The organism is Cupriavidus sp. 05N40, assembly GCF_056397305.1.
Genome location: NZ_JBFTND010000102.1, coordinates 1 through 14728, shown reverse-complemented (window position 1 = coordinate 14728; position 14728 = coordinate 1). Strand labels below are relative to the sequence as shown.

The following is a 14728-nucleotide window of genomic DNA, read 5'->3' as shown; positions in this document are numbered from 1 at the left end:
TTTGTCGTGACGTTTTTTCCTGGCGTTCTTCAGGCGGGGTCCCGCACGGCAATGCACGCCGGCCGCCCCCGAAAGCCGGAGACAAACACCACGGTCTCCTCGGCCGCGACGAAGCGCTCGCCGCAGGCCAGCACGGTGTCGCGGCGCGCGGCGTCGAGCGCGGCCGATTGCTGGGTGAGCCATGCCATGCCCTGCGTGCAGATCAGGTAAGATCCAGAGCCAAGCGGGATCCGCAGCGCGGCCGGGCCGAGCAGCCAGAGGCCTTGCGCGGCAGCTGGCGTGGCCGATGGATTAACGCTCTGGGTCGTGGTCGTCGCGCGCATGTCAGCCTCCGGGCAAAGCGCTTCCCCTGTATCCGCCGCATGGGCTTGCGTCCGAATGCATCGGGTGAGCGTCGGATAGCGCCAGATGGGCGCCGGGAACCTTGACTGCATTCTTGCCGGGAACCGGCCGCAGCGGCCGGAAGGATTTTCATCAGCGGTATGCCTGGGCGTCATGACGATCCTGAGCCGAGCCTCCACCAGCGCGCTGCGCACCATGTCGCTCGAGGCCCTGCGCGGCTTCGAATCCGCCGCGCGCCATCTCAGCTTCACGGCAGCCGCCGAAGAGCTCTGCCTCACCCAGTCCGCCATCAGCAAGCAGGTCAAGAGCCTGGAAGACGTGCTCGGCGTCGCGCTGTTCCGGCGCGGCGGCAAAGGCCTGAGCTTGACCCCGGAAGGCCGCCAGCTCTATGAAGCCGCGCGCGAAGCCATCGGCCAGCTCGGCGCCGCCATCGACCGCCTGCTCGCCGTGGACCGCGTTTCCATCGCCGTCACCACCACGCCATCCTTCGCCGCCCTCTGGCTGGTGCCCAAGCTTGCCCGCTTCCAGGCCGCCGAACCCGGCATCGACGTCCGCATCGATGCCTCCGAACCCATGCTCAATCTCGAGCGCGAAGGCATCGACCTGGCCATCCGCCTCAATGCGCAAGCCCCCGGTCCCGGCGGTCCCCGCCCGCTGCTGCAGGAACGCCTGATGCTGGTGGCCGCCCCCGCCATCGCCGCGCGCATCACCGAGCCGCGCCACATACTCGATGCGCCCCTGCTGGTCTTCCACGACCCCGGCGCCCGCTTTGCCTGGATGTCGTGGACGCAGTGGTACCAGCGCCTGGGCTTGCTGCGCTCGCCCAAGCAGGCCTGCCTGTATTTCTCGCAATACGCGCACGTGCTCAACGCCGCCGTCCAGCAGGCGGGCATTGCCATCGGGCGCACGCCCATGGTGCTGCCGATGCTCAAGAGCGGCCAGTTGCAGGTGGTGGTGCCGGAGCACACCGCCGACGGGCTGACCTACCAGATCGTCACGTCAAGCGTGGAGCGGCCCGGCGTGCGGCAGTTCCGCGCCTGGCTGGAGAGCGAACTGGCGGGTGAGGTGATTGGGTAGTCGAGATCCGTTTCGCCCCAGGCCGGCGGCGCCTGTCCCATATGGCGCCTGTTCCATATGCAAAAACTGCCTTTCCATAGCTGAAAAGTTGTCTATACAAGTAACCGGCGGCTCGATAACATCGATCTGAACAACAAGCGCGCGCATGCCCGGCGCGCTTGTTGTCTTTCCACGTTTTTCGGAGTCCGAGGTGAATCGTCTTGTCCGCCAGCTTGCCAGTTCCACTGTCGTTCGCTTTGCGGGGGCAGCCGTGCTGGCCTGCGCAAGCCTGCCGTCGTTCGCTGCCGGCCCCGCCGCAGGCGAGGGTTTCCCGGCAAAGCCGGTGAGGGTGATCGTGCCGTTCGCGCCGGGCGGCGTGTCCGATGCCTTGCCGCGACTGGTGGGGCAGAAGCTGGCAGAGCAGTGGGGCCGTGCCGTGGTGATCGACAACAAGCCCGGCGCGGCAGGCAATATCGGCATGGAGGCCGCGGCGCGGGCACCCGCGGACGGCTATACGCTGGCGCTGGCGCCGGCAGGCAACCTCACGGTGAACCCGATTCTTTTCCCGAAGCTTGGCTTCGACACGCGCGACCTGGTCCCCGTGACGATGCTGGCGAGGTCGCCCAACGTGCTGGTGGTCAGCCCGGGCTTTCCCGCGCATTCGCTCAAGGCGCTGGTGGCCTACGCGCGCGCCCATCCGGGTGAACTGAATTTTGCCTCGCCGGGCAGCGGCAGCGGGGCGCACCTGGCGGGCGAGCTGCTGAACCTGGAGGCGGGCATCCAGACCGTGCACGTACCTTACAACGGCACCGCGAGCGCGCTCAATGATGTGCTTGGCGGGCAGGTACAGATGGTGTTCGCAGGCGTGTCGACCGTGCTGCAGCATATCCGTTCAGGCAAGCTGGTGGCGATTGCCGTGGCCGGGCCGCAGCGCCTGGCGCAGTTGCCGGGCGTGCCGACGGTAGCGGAGTCGGGCTATCCGGGCTTCGACGTGACCTCGTGGTACGGGCTGGTGGCGCCGAAGGGGACGCCGGACGCGGTGGTGCGCAAGTGGCAGGCGGATGCGGCCGCGGTGTTGCGCCAGCCGGAGGTGCGCGAGAAGATGCTGGGGCTTGGGCTCGAGCCGGTGGCGAGCACGCCGGAGGCATTCGCACGGACGATCTCCGCCGAAACGCTGAAATGGCGCGCGATCGTGCATCGCGCGAAGATCCAGCCATTGCAGTCTTAAGGCTGCGAAGACATCCCCTGAACCGGCACGGGCCGGCGGGCTCGGCCTCCTTGCCGTGCTCGCCGGCCTTCTTGTTTTCCGCCCTCTGGCAAGACTCCGCCCCAGGATCCTAGGGTAATCCCCAGTATGCCGTATCATCTCGCCCTGCGCGTTCGTCGCCAGGGCATGGTTGCGTCTCGGGCGCGGCACATTTGCGCATCTGTCCTGTCCAACGTGCTGGTTTTTACACATTGAACAGGTACGGGTTCTCCGCTCGAGGAGATCCCGGGGGCACGCGGGCGCTTTGTCGGGGCGTCCGGTGCCGGGTAATGCAGGAGATGCTTTTGGCAACAAACGAAACCCAGCGCAGAACTGAGGTTGACCTGATTCGCGGCGTCGCGCTGATCTTCATCGTGGTCGACCACGTGAATGGCAGCGTGCTGGCTGACTATACGATCCGCAATTTCGCGTTCTTCGACGCGGCGGAGATCTTTGTCTTCCTGGCCGGCTATTCGGCCAGCTCGGCCTTCCTGGCCATGGAGGCGCGCCACGGCGCGGCTGCCGCGCAGAGCCGCCTGGTGCGGCGCAGCTGGGAGATCTACAAGGCGTTCGTGCTGACCGGCGTGCTGATGCTGGTGTTCGGTCTGCTGCTGGCGCTGGCACGCGTGCCGGCACCGGCGGTGGTATCCACCGAGGCGCCGATCTTCATGGCGCATCCGTTCAGCACGCTGGTCGAGGTGTTCAGCGTGGCGCGCCAGCCCTTCGTCTCGGACGTGCTGCCGATGTATGCGGTGTTCATCCTGTTCGCGCCGCTGGGCATCCGCATGGCGCGCGCGCGGCCGTTGACCTTCGTCGGCGCCAGCGCGCTGCTGTGGCTGATGGCGCCGATGCTCACGCCGCTGCTGCCGAGCAGCGACGGCAATGGCTGGAGTTTCAATCCCTTTGCCTGGCAACTGATGTTCGGCCTGGGGCTGATGGCGCGCCTGCGGCCTGACGTGATCCTGCCGCGCCAGCAACTGGTGCGCTGGGTGGTGACGGTGCTGGCGGTGGCGATGACGCTGGCCGGCGTGTTGCTGGCCTACCTGTGGATGCGTCCGCACGTCTATGAGCCGTGGCTGCCGGCGTGGCTGCCGACCATGGTGTTCCCGCTGCCCAAGAAGAGCCTGGCGGCGCTGCGCGTGGCGAGCTTCCTGGGCCTGGCATGGCTGGCCTACCTGGCGGTGCGCGCGGGCTGGGTGGCGCGGCTGGCCTCGGTGATGGGGCCGGTGGTGCAGATCGGCCGCCATAGCCTGTTCTGCTTTGTCTTCGGCGCGGTGGTGTCGGTGGTGATCGAGGGCTTTACCTATGGCATCGCCGGTGGGCGGCCGTCGCGGCCCATCGCGCTGGGCGGCGATATCGTCGCGGTGGCACTGCTGCTGGTGATCGGCGGCTGGTGGGGGCGGCGCAAGGAAGAACGCAAGGCCGCTGCCGCCTAGCTGCGCAGCCTAGCTGCGCCGGGTGGCGCGGCCGGGTTGCAAGGCCCGGGCGCTCCCGCTCCTGTCAGCGGCGTACCAGCGCAATCGCGTACACGCACGGCGTATCGCCGGGATTGAAGAACGTGCAGGCCACCGGGGGGCCGAGCTGGAGGCAGTCTCCGGCGTTCAGCGTGTGCACCAGATCGCCTTCCTCGAAGACCAGCGTGCCTTCGCGCATCCAGATCTGCTGGTGCTGGAAGGTGAACGCGGCGGGCGGATAGGAGACGCGGGTCCCGGCCGGCAGCATGACTTCGAGCAATTCCAGCATGCCGCCGTTGCGCGGCGAGACCGCGCGGCGCGTGTAGCCGGTTTCCGGATCCTGCCAGACCGCCTGGTCGTCATGCCGGCTGAGGCGCTCGCCAGCCTGTTCGGCCAGCGCCAGCAGCATCGACAGCTGCAGGCCGAACGCGCCGGACAGGCGACCGAGCACGGTGGCGGTGGGGCTGGCCTCGCCGCGCTCGATCTTGCTGATCATGGCTTTGGACACCCCCGAGCGATCGGCCAGGTCCGACAGCGACCAGCCGCGCGATTCGCGCTCGGTCCTGATGCGGGCGGAGATGGCGACGGTAGGATCGGCGGAAGGCTGGTTTTGCATGGGACTGGAATCCGGGCGCGGGGCCGTGGCGATGGTCGCCGCATTATACGAGGCGCCGTCCTGGTGCCGCCCCGCGCCTGCCGCCTGTAGCCGGGGTCCTTGCGGTCCATCGGCCCGAGCATCGCCGGCCATTCCATCTATGACGATATCTGCATGTTTTTCCCGGCCGCCCATGCCGATGCGTATTGCGTATCGCGTATCGCCGGCGTGGCCGGGCCAGTGTATTCGAAATTGGCTAAAGGGGTCTTCCGGGAATGCGGTTTGACGAAGTTGCCCGGTGCAGGCATCGTGCAGGACAATGACCCGGTGGTTCAGGACGAATCCTGTCGCAACAGGGACGCCGGGAACCCGGGCGCGAGTCTCGCGTACCGGAATCGCAGGCCTGGATGGCCGCAAGGCAGGAGAAGACCATGAGTATTGGAACGCCGGGCCATCTGCGCTCTCTGCTTTTCGTACCCGCCGACAGCGACAGGAAGCTCGAAGCATCCTTGCGGTCCGGCGCCGATGCGCTGGTTTTCGACCTCGAGGATGCCGTGCCCGAGGAAGGGAAGGGCGAGGCGAGGAAGCGGCTTTCGGCCTTCCTCGATGTGCACCGGGAATCGATGCCCGCCTGCTTCTTCGTGCGGATCAATGGCCTGTCCACGGCGCACGTCCTTGAAGACCTCGCAACCGTCGTGCGTCACCGTCCCGATGCCATCGTGTTACCAAAATGCCGGAGTGTCGACGATGTGCACCGGCTAGGCGATTTTCTTTCCGCGTTCGAGCACATCCTGCTCGGCGGCAAGCAGCAGACCGGCATCATCGCCATGGCGACGGAGACGTCGGAGGGCGTGTTCGGTCTCTCGTCGTACCGCAACGCCCCCATGCGTCTGCGCGCGCTGATGTGGGGCGTCGACGATCTGGCCGCGGATCTGGGCGCTTTCTCGTCGCATGCCGGCCGGGAGCTCACATCGCCCTTCTCCGTGGCGCGGACCATGTGCCTGCTTGCGGCCGCCCAGGCGGGCGTCGACGCGATCGATGCCGTCAGCACCAAACTCGGCGACGAAGCGCAGATCGTGGCAGAGGCCTTGCAGGCGCRCCGCGATGGATTCGTAGCCAAGGCGGCGGGGCATCCGGCACATATCGCCGCGATCAACCAGGCCTTCCTTCCCAATGAGGAAGAAGTGGTCTGGGCAAGGCAGGTGGTGGCCGCGTTCTCTACCGTGGGCGCGTCCGGCGTGGTGCGCCTCGGGGACACGATGATCGACCGGCCGCATCTGCGCCTGGCCCACCGGATACTTTGCCAGGTCGACGGCGAGGACTGACTTGCGTCGCCGTGGCCGCCAGGCGAACCGCCCGGTGGCGGCGGCCATCTGACGGGCGCCGGCGTCGGCGCTGTTTCCCGCTTCCCCGCTTCCCGCATCTGGCATCTGGCATCTGGCATCTGGCATCTGGCATTGCGCCGGGCTGCCTCACATGCTCGCGTTAACCCTTATCGAATTTCGCTTTTATCGGTAGTCATCCGTCCACTATATTAAACGCAATGAGCGGGGTGGCAGACATTGGCCGGTTTGCGGCGAAGCAGCGGCCCCGGCGGACCAATGGCTGACCTGGAGCCGGCATGCCCCGTGAAATTCGTCTGAACGCCTTTGACATGAACTGCGTGGGCCACATCCAGCAGGGGCTGTGGACCCACCCGCGCGATCAATCCAGTCGCTTCGGCGAATTGCAGTACTGGACCGACTACGCGAAGACGCTCGAAGCCGGCCTGTTCGACGGCATCTTCCTCGCCGACGTGGTGGGCGTGTACGACGTCTACGGCGGCAGTCCGGACGCCGCGCTGCGCGGCGCGGTGCAGGTGCCGGTGAACGACCCGACGCTGATCATCCCGGCCATGGCGGCGGTCACGCGCCATCTCGGCTTCGGCGTGACCTGCAACCTGACCTACGAGCAGCCGTTCCTGTTCGCGCGCCGCATGTCCACGCTCGACCACCTGACCGGCGGGCGCATCGGCTGGAATATCGTGACCGGCTATCTCGACAGTGCGGCACGCGCCATCGGCATCGAAGGGCAGGCGGCGCACGACGACCGCTACGACCTCGCCGACGAATACATGGCGCTGGTCTACAAGCTCTGGGAAGGCAGCTGGGACGACGACGCCGTGGTCCACGACCGCGCCGGCGGCGTCTATGCCGATCCGTCCAAGGTGCGCGCCGTCCACCATCGCGGCCCGCAGTACAAGGTCGACGCCGTGCACCTGTGCGCGCCGTCGCCGCAGCGCACCCCGGTGCTGTACCAGGCGGGATCGTCCGCGCGCGGGCGCCGGTTCGCGGCCACGCACGCCGAATGCGTGTTCGTGAACGGGCAGAAGAAGGAGGGGGTGCAGGAGATCGTCGGCGACATCCGCGCCCAGGCGGTGCGGCAGGGCCGCCGCGCGGAAGACGTCAAGGTGTTCATGGGCGCCACCATCGTCACCGGCAGGACCGATGCCGAGGCGCAGGAAAAGTACGAGGAATACCGCCGCTATGTCAGTTCCGAGGCGGCACTGGTGCACGCGGCCGCGTCGATGGGCATCGACTTCGCGCGCTATGACATCGACGAGCCCATCCAGGCCAGCAAGAGCCAGGCCATCGTATCCAATGTGGAGGCCATGACGCGCAGCGCCGGCCCGCAATGGACCCGCCGCAAGCTGCTCGAGCAGATGGTGCTGGGCAGCCGACAGGCGCCTTGGGTGGGCAGCGCCGGGCGCATCGCGGACCTGATGCAGGGCTGGAGCCAGGACACCGGCGTGGACGGCTTCAATCTCTCGCGCACCGTGATGCCGGAGTGCTTCGACGATGTGATCGGGCTGCTGGTGCCGATCCTGCAGGAGCGCGGCGTCTACAAGACCGCGTACCGCGACGGCACCTACCGCGACAAGCTGTTCGGCCACGCCCGCCTGCCGGCCACGCACGCTGCCGCCCGTTACCGCGGCGCCGCCGCGGTTGCAGGCGCGCAGGCCTGAGATCATCATTCTGCGCAGGCACCGGACAAGGGCATGGTAGACAAGACGACTTTCCGAGACGCGATGGCAGGGCTGGGCGCCGCCGTCAACGTCATCACCACCGACGGCGTGGCGGGCCTGGCCGGCTGCACCGCTTCCGCCGTATGCGGCGTGACCGACGAGCCGCCCATGCTGCTGGTGTGCATCAACCGCGCCAGCCGCAACAATGCCGCCATGCGCGAGAACGGCCGGCTGTGCGTCAATGTGCTCAGCGCGGAACAGCGCGACGTGGCGATGCGCTTTTCCAGCAAGGACGTCTCGATCGGCGAGCGCTTTGCCAGTGCAGAGTGGGAGCGCATGGAGACCGGCGCGCCGGTGCTGCGCGGCGCGGTCAGCGCGCTCGATTGCGAGATCGAATCGGTGACCGAGGTCGGCACGCACACGGTGTTCTTCTGCGCGGTCCGGGCCGCGCGCGCGCAGGACGACCGCGACGGGCTGATCTATTTCGGCCGCGATTTCCACCGGGTCGGCGCGGCGGCGCCAGCCGACGCCGGGACCTGACGCGATGGCTCGCGCCCAGGCCGCGCCCGTCATGTCCTCCACGCCCGCAATGCCCGCCGCCGCCCACCTGCCCGGCAAGACCGCCTCGCTAGTCATCCTGCTGTTGTCACAGGTGGCGGCGATGGGCGTGTGGTTCTCGTCGAGCACGGTGATCGCCGTTATCAAGCAGGCGCACGCGATCGCGGCCTTCGACGCCTGCTGGTGGGCGCGCTCACGCTCGGCTCGGCCAGCCCGCACCTGCTGGCCGCCACCGGCGGGCTGGACTGGCGCACCATCTACGGCGTGGCCGCGGCCTGTGCCGCGGCAGCGGCGGTGCTGATCGGCTTCGCCAGCGTCGGTCCCAACATCAGGCGCGCCACGCGCATCGATATCGGCAAGGTGGCGCAGGCCTGGCGCAGCCCGGCAGTGCGCCTGGCCAACCTGGGCTATCTCGGCCATATGTGGGAGCTGTACGCGATGTGGGCCTGGCTGGCGCTGTTCCTGCAGCAGACGYTGGTCGCGCGCGGCGTGGCCGAAGCGCGCTCGCGGGCCGAATGGATGACCTTCGTGGTGGTGGCCGTGGGCGCGCTCGGCGCGTGGCTGGGCGGCTGGCTGGCCGACCGCGTGGGCCGCACCGCCGTGACCATCGGTGCCATGGGCATCAGCGCCTCGTGCGCGGCGCTGATGGGCTGGCTGTCCACCGCGCCGATGGCGCTGCTGGTGGCCGTGGCCTTGCTGTGGGGTCTGTCCGTGATCGCGGACTCCGCGCAGTTCTCCGCCAGCGTGACCGAGCTGGCCGATCCGTCCTCGGTGGGCACGCTGCTGACGGCGCAGACCTGCGCGGGCTTCCTGCTGACGCTGGTCAGCATCCACCTGGTGCCGGATGTCGTGGCGTATCTCGGCTGGCGCGGGGGCTTCGGCATGCTGGCCATCGGGCCGGCGCTGGGCTGCGTCGCCATGTGGCGGCTGCGGCGGCACCCGGATGCCGTCAAGCTGGCGGGCGGCAAGCGCTAGCCGCATGCCGCCTTGCGGTGCGTCGCGGCGTCCTTGCCGCCAGGGGCAGGCGGCGGCCGATGCGTGCATCGGCCTGCTGGTGGCGCTGGCTCAGGCCGCCTGCTGGCGCAAGGCGAAGGCCCGCTGCGCCGCCGGCCGCGTCACGCAGCGCTGGTGCCAGGCAGTCAAGCTGGTGAAGGCGCAGGCATCGATGTCGGCCAGACGGTGCAGCACCGATGCCACGTTCAGATCCGCCACGGTGAAGGTGTCGCCCAGCAAGTAGGGCTGGCGCGCGCAATGCGCGTCCAGCACGGCCAGCGGCTTGCGCAGCGCCGCCAGCGCCGCCAGCGCCGCGGCGGCCTGGGCGGGGTCGCGTTGCGCCTGTGGCAACAGCCGGGTGTGCTGGCTCCACTGCGTCAGGTGCGGCTCGACCATGGTGGCGGCCCACAGCGTCCATTGCAGGATCCCGGCGTCCTGTCCGGCGGTGCCGTCGCACAGCACCTGGCCCGCATGCTTGCGCGCCAGGTAGAGCGTGATGGCCAGCGACTCATAGATGACCAGGCCATCGTCGTCGATGGCGGGCACGGTGCCGTTGGGGTTGATCGCCAGGTAGGCGGGTGCCTTGGCTTGYGCCGAGGCGTAGTGCAGCGGGATGTTCTCGTAGGCCAGGCCAAGTTCTTCCGCCGCCCACAGGGGGCGGATGGCGCGCGAGGCGGCGATGCCGTAGATCTTCAGGGTCACGGGTGGGGTTCCGGCGGTTGGAAATGGGTGTCGGCAATCGGGGCGCGCTTCAATCGCCCAGCGCGATGCCGTCCTTGCGTTTGTCCGATGCGCCCAGCAGGCCGCCTGAGGCATCGCGCATGACGATCTGCGCGCCGCCGAAATCGCTGCGGTCGCCCAGCTCGCCAAGGCCGGCGGGGTCGGTGTAGCCGGCGTCGCGCAGGGCTTGCGCGATGGCCGGCGGCATGCCGGCTTCGATGGCGAGCGCGGTGTCGGACTCCAGCCGCCAGCGCGGCGCATCGAGCGCGGCTTGCAGCGGCTGCTGCCAGGCCGCCAGCCGCACCAGCAACTGCAATTGTCCTTGCGGCTGCATAAGGCCGCCGACCACGCCGAAGCCCGCATGGAAGCGGCCGTCGCGCAGCGCCGCGCCGGGCACGACCGTGTGGTACGGCCGCTTGCCGGGCGCGGGGCTGTTGATATGGCCGGGGCCGGCAAAGCCGAAGCCGCGGTTCTGCAGCACGAAGCCGCAACCCGGCACCGCTATGCCGGAGCCGAAGCGCTTGAAGATGCTGGTCATCAGCGTGACGGCCAGCCCGTCGCGATCCACCACCACGGTGCAGACTGTGTTGCCGGCCGGGTCCGCCACGGTTTGCTTGGCGTATTGCATGGCGCGGCCCATGGCTTGCACGGTGCGCAGCACGGCGGCGGGATCGTCCTGCGCCAGCAGGGCAGGGTCGAGCCGGCCCAGTTCGTCCAGCGCGTGCAGGATCGCCACGCCATGCGTATTGGGCGGGCACTCGAGCACGGTCAGGCCGCGGAAGGTCGTGGAAACCGGCGTGCAGAAATTCCCGCGATGGGCGGCGAAATCCGCGGCCGCCAGCGCGCCGCCGGCATTGCGGCTGGCTGTCGCGGCCGCCTGCGCGGGGGCGCCCAGGTAATAGGCATCGGCGCCTTCCGCCGCGATGGCGCCCAGCACCTTCGCCAGTTCCGGATTGCTGAAGGTCTCGCCGGCGACCGGCGGGCGGCCGGCGCGATAGAGCGCGGCGCAGACCGGGTCCTGGTGCAGCACGCGATCGAACACGGCCCATTCGCGCGCGGCTACCGGTGCGACCGGGAAGCCGTCGCGCGCCAGCGCGATCGCCGGGGCGAACAATTGCTTCCACTCCATGCGGCCATAGCGGCGGTGCAGATCCTCCCAGCCGCGCACCGCGCCGGGCGTGGTCAGCGAAAGCGCGTGGCGCTCGGGGATGCGCTGCCCGGGGAGGCCCGCCAGTGCCGCCATCGGAAAGGCCGCAGGCGCGCGGCCGGTGCCGTTGTAGCTGACCGCATGCCCGTCGGGCTCGACGATCATGGCCAGCATGTCGCCGCCGATGCCGGTGGCCATCGGCTCCACCACGCCCAGGATAGCGTCGGCCGCGAGCGCCGCGTCGACAGCGCTGCCGCCTTCGCGCAATACCCGCAGCGCTGCCTGCGCGGCGAGCGGGTGGCCGGTGGCGACCATGCAGTGCGCGGCGCGCACGCCTTCGGCCGGGGTTGCGGTTGTCATGCGGGTCGCTCCTTGCTTGTCAGGGGTTTGAGGTTCGGTGTTTCAGCGCCACAGGACCACGGCGCACATCGTCGAGACGGTCAGGCCCGCCAGCACCGGCACCAGCAGCGCGCGCACGGCATCGAGCACCGGCACGCGCGCAAAGCCGGTAATGGCCACCAGCGACGACCACGCGATCAGCGTCCCGCCGCCGGTCCATACCGCGCCCATCTGGCCCACCGCGCACAGCGTGGCCGCGTCCAGCCCGACCGTGGGCCCCAGCGCGCCGGCCAGCGTGCCGGTCAGCGGCAGGCCGGCAAAGCCGGAGCCGTCGATGCCGGTGATCATGCCCACCAGCAGTACGCCGAAGGCCACCAGTACGTGATTGTTTGGAATCCATTGCTCGGCGCCCTGGATCAGCTCGAACAGCAGGCTGGGCGCGTGGCCGGTGCCAACGTGCAGGATGGCGCCGGCCGTGTCGCTCGCGCCGATAAAGAAGAATCCCGCGATCGGCAGCACGGAGCCCATGGCCTTGAAGGCAAAGACGAAGCCGTCGGTGATGTGCTCTGCGCTCATGTCCAGCATCTTGCGCGGCCCTTCGGCAGCCAGCGTGCAAAGGATCATCAGCAGCGCCGCGGTGCCCCCCACCATGGCCGCGGCTTCGCCCCCCTTGAGCTCGGCCACGCCGAGGCCGAGCTTGGGCGAGACCATCAGCGCGATCACCGCCGCGAAGGCCAGCGGCGTGAGCACGGCAAATGCCTTGGACCACTTGATGCGGCGCTGCTCCACCATCGACAGGCTGCGCGCGATATTGGCGTCGGTGCCCAGCGGCTCGCCATGCGCGGTGCCGCGCGCCAGTTCGCTCTTGTCGAAGCTGCCGGCGCCACCGGCGGGGTCCATCCCGGTTTCCGCGCGGCCCTGCCAGCGCTCCAGCAGGCTGGTGCTGGCGGGGCGGATATGGCCGCGGATGGAAAGATAGGCCAGCGTCAGCGCGATGCCGCCGGTGATCAGCGACAGCACCAGCGCGCGGTCCGCCACCATGGCGGCGCTGACCGCGGCGCCGGCCGCCTTGGCGCTGATGCCCGGCGCCACGCCGATCACGTAGTCGGACGACAGCGCGGTGCCCTGGCCTGCGATGGCAATGGCCATGGCGCCGGCCAGCGGCGGCAGCCCGGCGGCGATGGCGGCCGGCAGCAGGATGGCGGACACCAGCGGGATCGCCGGGGTGGGCCAGAAGAACAGCGAGATGGCATAGGTGATGGCGGCCAGCATGAAGTAAGCCGTGTGGCCGTTCTTCATCACCGAACGGAAGGGCTCCACCATGCGCACGTCGGAACGCAGGGCCTTGAGCGCGTTGAGCAGCGCTGTCATCAGCGCGATCACCAGGAAGATGTTGAACAGTTCGCGCGCCGCCACGAAGCTGGCGTTGAAGATGCTGGCCAGCGCGCTGACCGGGCTATGGGTCCAGGCCAGGGTCACCAGGAAGGTGGCGATGATCGAGGGCACCACCACGTTGGCGCGGAACACCATGGTGAGCACGATGGCGAACACGCCGGCGAGGTAGACCCAGTGGGCCGCGCCGATGGCGATATGTGAATCCATTTTGGGGGTTGTCTCCTGTGCCGGCGTGACGAAGGCGGTGTCGCCGGTCTGTGCAGAGGCGGCATCGTAGCCGGCCTTGTGCCAAAGCGGCAAACTTTGGCGCGGCGGGGCGGCATGCAGGTGCGCCGCAGCTATCCTGCGGCAAGCCGGGAGCACGCCGCATCACAAGCGGCGCTCGCTTATCCGGCGACGGATACGGCCTTGGCCGCGGCGCTGGTCTGCGCTTCCCAGGACACGCTGATGTCGCCGTTCACAAAGGTCTGGCAAGCCATGCGGTAGCCCTGGCCGAACTGCTCCTCGGTCAGGTGCTTGCGCTCCTTGGGCTTGATGGCGTCGGTGAACTCGAGGCCGCTTTCGATCTTGCACTTGCAGGTGCCGCACAGGCCGCCGCCGCACTTGAAGGGGATGCCGCCTTTCTCGCGCAGGGAAACGCGCAGCAGGTTGCTGTTCTCGGGGGCGGTGACGACCTTGCTGTCGTTGGTGACAAAGGTGATTTCAATCATGGAAACAGTCCGATTGCATGAGGGGGCTGCCCGGCGCCGTGCCGGTCATACTCGGTTTGTCGTGGATGGGGTTGTTCAGTCGGGATGCTTCACCAGCGCGATATCCATGCTGCCGAAGCTGGCCAGCCGCCTGAGTTCCTCGCGTGCGCCTTCGAGCGTGTCGAACTTCTCCAGGAATTTGGAGGGCACGTAGTTGACGATGGGCTGCGTGCCGCCATCGGCTTGCTCTACCACCTTCACCTTGACCGGATACGCCAGCTCGGCGATCACGTACTGCGCCGTCATGCGGCCGTAGAAGAGGTAGTCGTAGGCCTCCACGGCCGACAGTCCTTCGACGAGTTCGGTATGGAACTGCCCTGGCTTGCTGCTGAGAATCACGTACATGACTTTGCCGCTTGCTTGTTGCCGCTGGTACAGGTGCGGAGAATTGCCGATGGCTCACGAATTGCTGGTTGCCGTCACCGGCCGCGCTGCGGCTGGCATGGCCTTGGGCGCGACGCTCTCTGGCGGCAGTTCGTCCTGGGCCAGCTCGATGTCATGCTCCAGCCAGATCTGGCAGGTCAGCCGGTAGCCCTGTTCGAGCCGCTCGCCGAGCTGCTTCTTTTCCTTCCAGTTGGGCGGCGGCAGGTGCTCGGCGCCCGAGATCACGCGGCAGGCGCATTTCGAGCACTTGCCCATGCCGCATTCGTAGCGCAGGTTCGGATACGGAAACTGCTTGATTCCCGCCCGGACCACCAGGTTGGTACTGGGCTTGACCTCGTCTTCGAAGGTCTGGCCATTCTTGTGAAATACGACTTTCGGCATACAACTGTTCCGCAAGCGGTCCGTGGTGGTCTGTCAAGGACGGCCGGCGTGCAATGCCGGCCGCGTGCGATGACGCAGCCCTCTCAAGCGGCGAGTTCGAGTTCGGGCAGCGGGATTTCCTGCGCGACGTAGTCGTGATAGAGGGCGGTGGTATAGAGCAGGCGCATCTGTGCGCCGATCTCGCAGATCTTCAGGCAGCGCTGCTGGAGTTCGGGGGTGTCGGCGTGTTCGAGCACGATCTGGTAGCCGCGCTCGCCGTGGATTTCGTCGGAGACGATATGCAGGTCGAAGAACTCGACTTCTTCGTCGGTGAAGTTGTACTTGTCGCGCAGGGTGGGGGTCTGCTTGCGGTAGATCGAGGGGAC

General features: G+C 68.2%; 16 protein-coding genes. 7 read left to right on the top strand and 9 right to left on the bottom strand.

Annotated elements, in window-relative coordinates; all coding sequences use genetic code 11:
* Positions 1-29 precede the first annotated feature (29 nt).
* Positions 30-323, bottom strand: a complete 294-nt coding sequence (locus AC1DO7_RS22800) for a DUF2917 domain-containing protein (protein ID WP_441616795.1) — start codon at positions 321-323, stop codon at positions 30-32.
* A 172-nt stretch (positions 324-495) separates the two neighbouring features.
* On the opposite strand from AC1DO7_RS22800, the gene AC1DO7_RS22795 reads away from it, so the two are divergent.
* The 3 genes from AC1DO7_RS22795 to AC1DO7_RS22785 all read left to right on the top strand — a co-directional run bounded on the left by AC1DO7_RS22795 (position 496) and on the right by AC1DO7_RS22785 (position 4080).
* A complete protein-coding gene (locus AC1DO7_RS22795; RefSeq protein ID WP_441650014.1) occupies positions 496-1419 on the top strand; it encodes a LysR substrate-binding domain-containing protein in 924 nt (307 codons plus the stop codon).
* A 190-nt stretch (positions 1420-1609) separates the two neighbouring features.
* Positions 1610-2626 carry a Bug family tripartite tricarboxylate transporter substrate binding protein gene (locus AC1DO7_RS22790; protein ID WP_441616799.1) on the top strand — a complete coding sequence of 339 codons (1017 nt, stop codon included), beginning with the start codon at positions 1610-1612 and terminating at the stop codon, positions 2624-2626.
* A 317-nt stretch (positions 2627-2943) separates the two neighbouring features.
* Positions 2944-4080 (top strand): OpgC domain-containing protein, encoded by a 1137-nt coding sequence (locus tag AC1DO7_RS22785; protein WP_441616801.1) that lies wholly within the window; start codon positions 2944-2946, stop codon positions 4078-4080.
* A gap of 64 nt (positions 4081-4144) precedes the next feature.
* On the opposite strand, the gene AC1DO7_RS22780 is transcribed toward AC1DO7_RS22785, so the two are convergent.
* Positions 4145-4714, bottom strand: coding sequence for a helix-turn-helix domain-containing protein (locus tag AC1DO7_RS22780; RefSeq protein WP_441616803.1), 570 nt, complete (start codon positions 4712-4714; stop codon positions 4145-4147).
* A 410-nt stretch (positions 4715-5124) separates the two neighbouring features.
* On the opposite strand from AC1DO7_RS22780, the gene AC1DO7_RS22775 reads away from it, so the two are divergent.
* From AC1DO7_RS22775 to AC1DO7_RS22760, 4 genes are all read left to right on the top strand, one after another.
* The gene (locus AC1DO7_RS22775) at positions 5125-6018 is read left to right on the top strand and encodes an HpcH/HpaI aldolase/citrate lyase family protein (RefSeq protein WP_477116599.1); all 894 of its coding nucleotides are present in this window, start codon (positions 5125-5127) and stop codon (positions 6016-6018) included.
* Between the two features lie 296 nt (positions 6019-6314).
* Entirely contained in the window at positions 6315-7697 is a 1383-nt protein-coding gene (locus AC1DO7_RS22770) for an LLM class flavin-dependent oxidoreductase (RefSeq protein ID WP_441616807.1), read from the top strand.
* 33 nt (positions 7698-7730) lie between these two features.
* Complete coding sequence (locus AC1DO7_RS22765) at positions 7731-8237, top strand: flavin reductase (protein WP_441616809.1); 507 nt, start codon at positions 7731-7733, stop codon at positions 8235-8237.
* 129 nt (positions 8238-8366) lie between these two features.
* Positions 8367-9230, top strand: coding sequence for an MFS transporter (locus AC1DO7_RS22760; RefSeq protein WP_477116598.1), 864 nt, complete (start codon positions 8367-8369; stop codon positions 9228-9230).
* A gap of 90 nt (positions 9231-9320) precedes the next feature.
* Here AC1DO7_RS22760 and AC1DO7_RS22755 read toward each other — a convergent pair whose 3' ends face one another.
* The 7 genes from AC1DO7_RS22755 to AC1DO7_RS22725 all read right to left on the bottom strand — a co-directional run.
* The gene (locus AC1DO7_RS22755; protein WP_441616812.1) at positions 9321-9950 is read right to left on the bottom strand and encodes a glutathione S-transferase family protein; all 630 of its coding nucleotides are present in this window, start codon (positions 9948-9950) and stop codon (positions 9321-9323) included.
* A gap of 49 nt (positions 9951-9999) precedes the next feature.
* Positions 10000-11475 carry a gamma-glutamyltransferase family protein gene (locus tag AC1DO7_RS22750; protein WP_441616814.1) on the bottom strand — a complete coding sequence of 492 codons (1476 nt, stop codon included), beginning with the start codon at positions 11473-11475 and terminating at the stop codon, positions 10000-10002.
* Positions 11476-11517: 42 nt separating this feature from the next.
* Positions 11518-13056, bottom strand: coding sequence for a hypothetical protein (locus AC1DO7_RS22745; protein WP_441616816.1), 1539 nt, complete (start codon positions 13054-13056; stop codon positions 11518-11520).
* 179 nt (positions 13057-13235) lie between these two features.
* Positions 13236-13559 (bottom strand): 2Fe-2S iron-sulfur cluster-binding protein, encoded by a 324-nt coding sequence (locus AC1DO7_RS22740; RefSeq protein ID WP_441616818.1) that lies wholly within the window; start codon positions 13557-13559, stop codon positions 13236-13238.
* A gap of 75 nt (positions 13560-13634) precedes the next feature.
* Positions 13635-13943: a ferredoxin gene (locus AC1DO7_RS22735; protein ID WP_441616820.1), complete on the bottom strand. Its 309-nt coding sequence runs from the start codon at positions 13941-13943 to the stop codon at positions 13635-13637.
* Positions 13944-13997: 54 nt separating this feature from the next.
* Positions 13998-14363, bottom strand: coding sequence for a 2Fe-2S iron-sulfur cluster-binding protein (locus AC1DO7_RS22730; protein WP_441616822.1), 366 nt, complete (start codon positions 14361-14363; stop codon positions 13998-14000).
* An 83-nt stretch (positions 14364-14446) separates the two neighbouring features.
* On the bottom strand, positions 14447-14728 hold a 282-nt coding region (locus tag AC1DO7_RS22725), incomplete at its 5' end, for an iron-containing redox enzyme family protein (protein WP_441618936.1).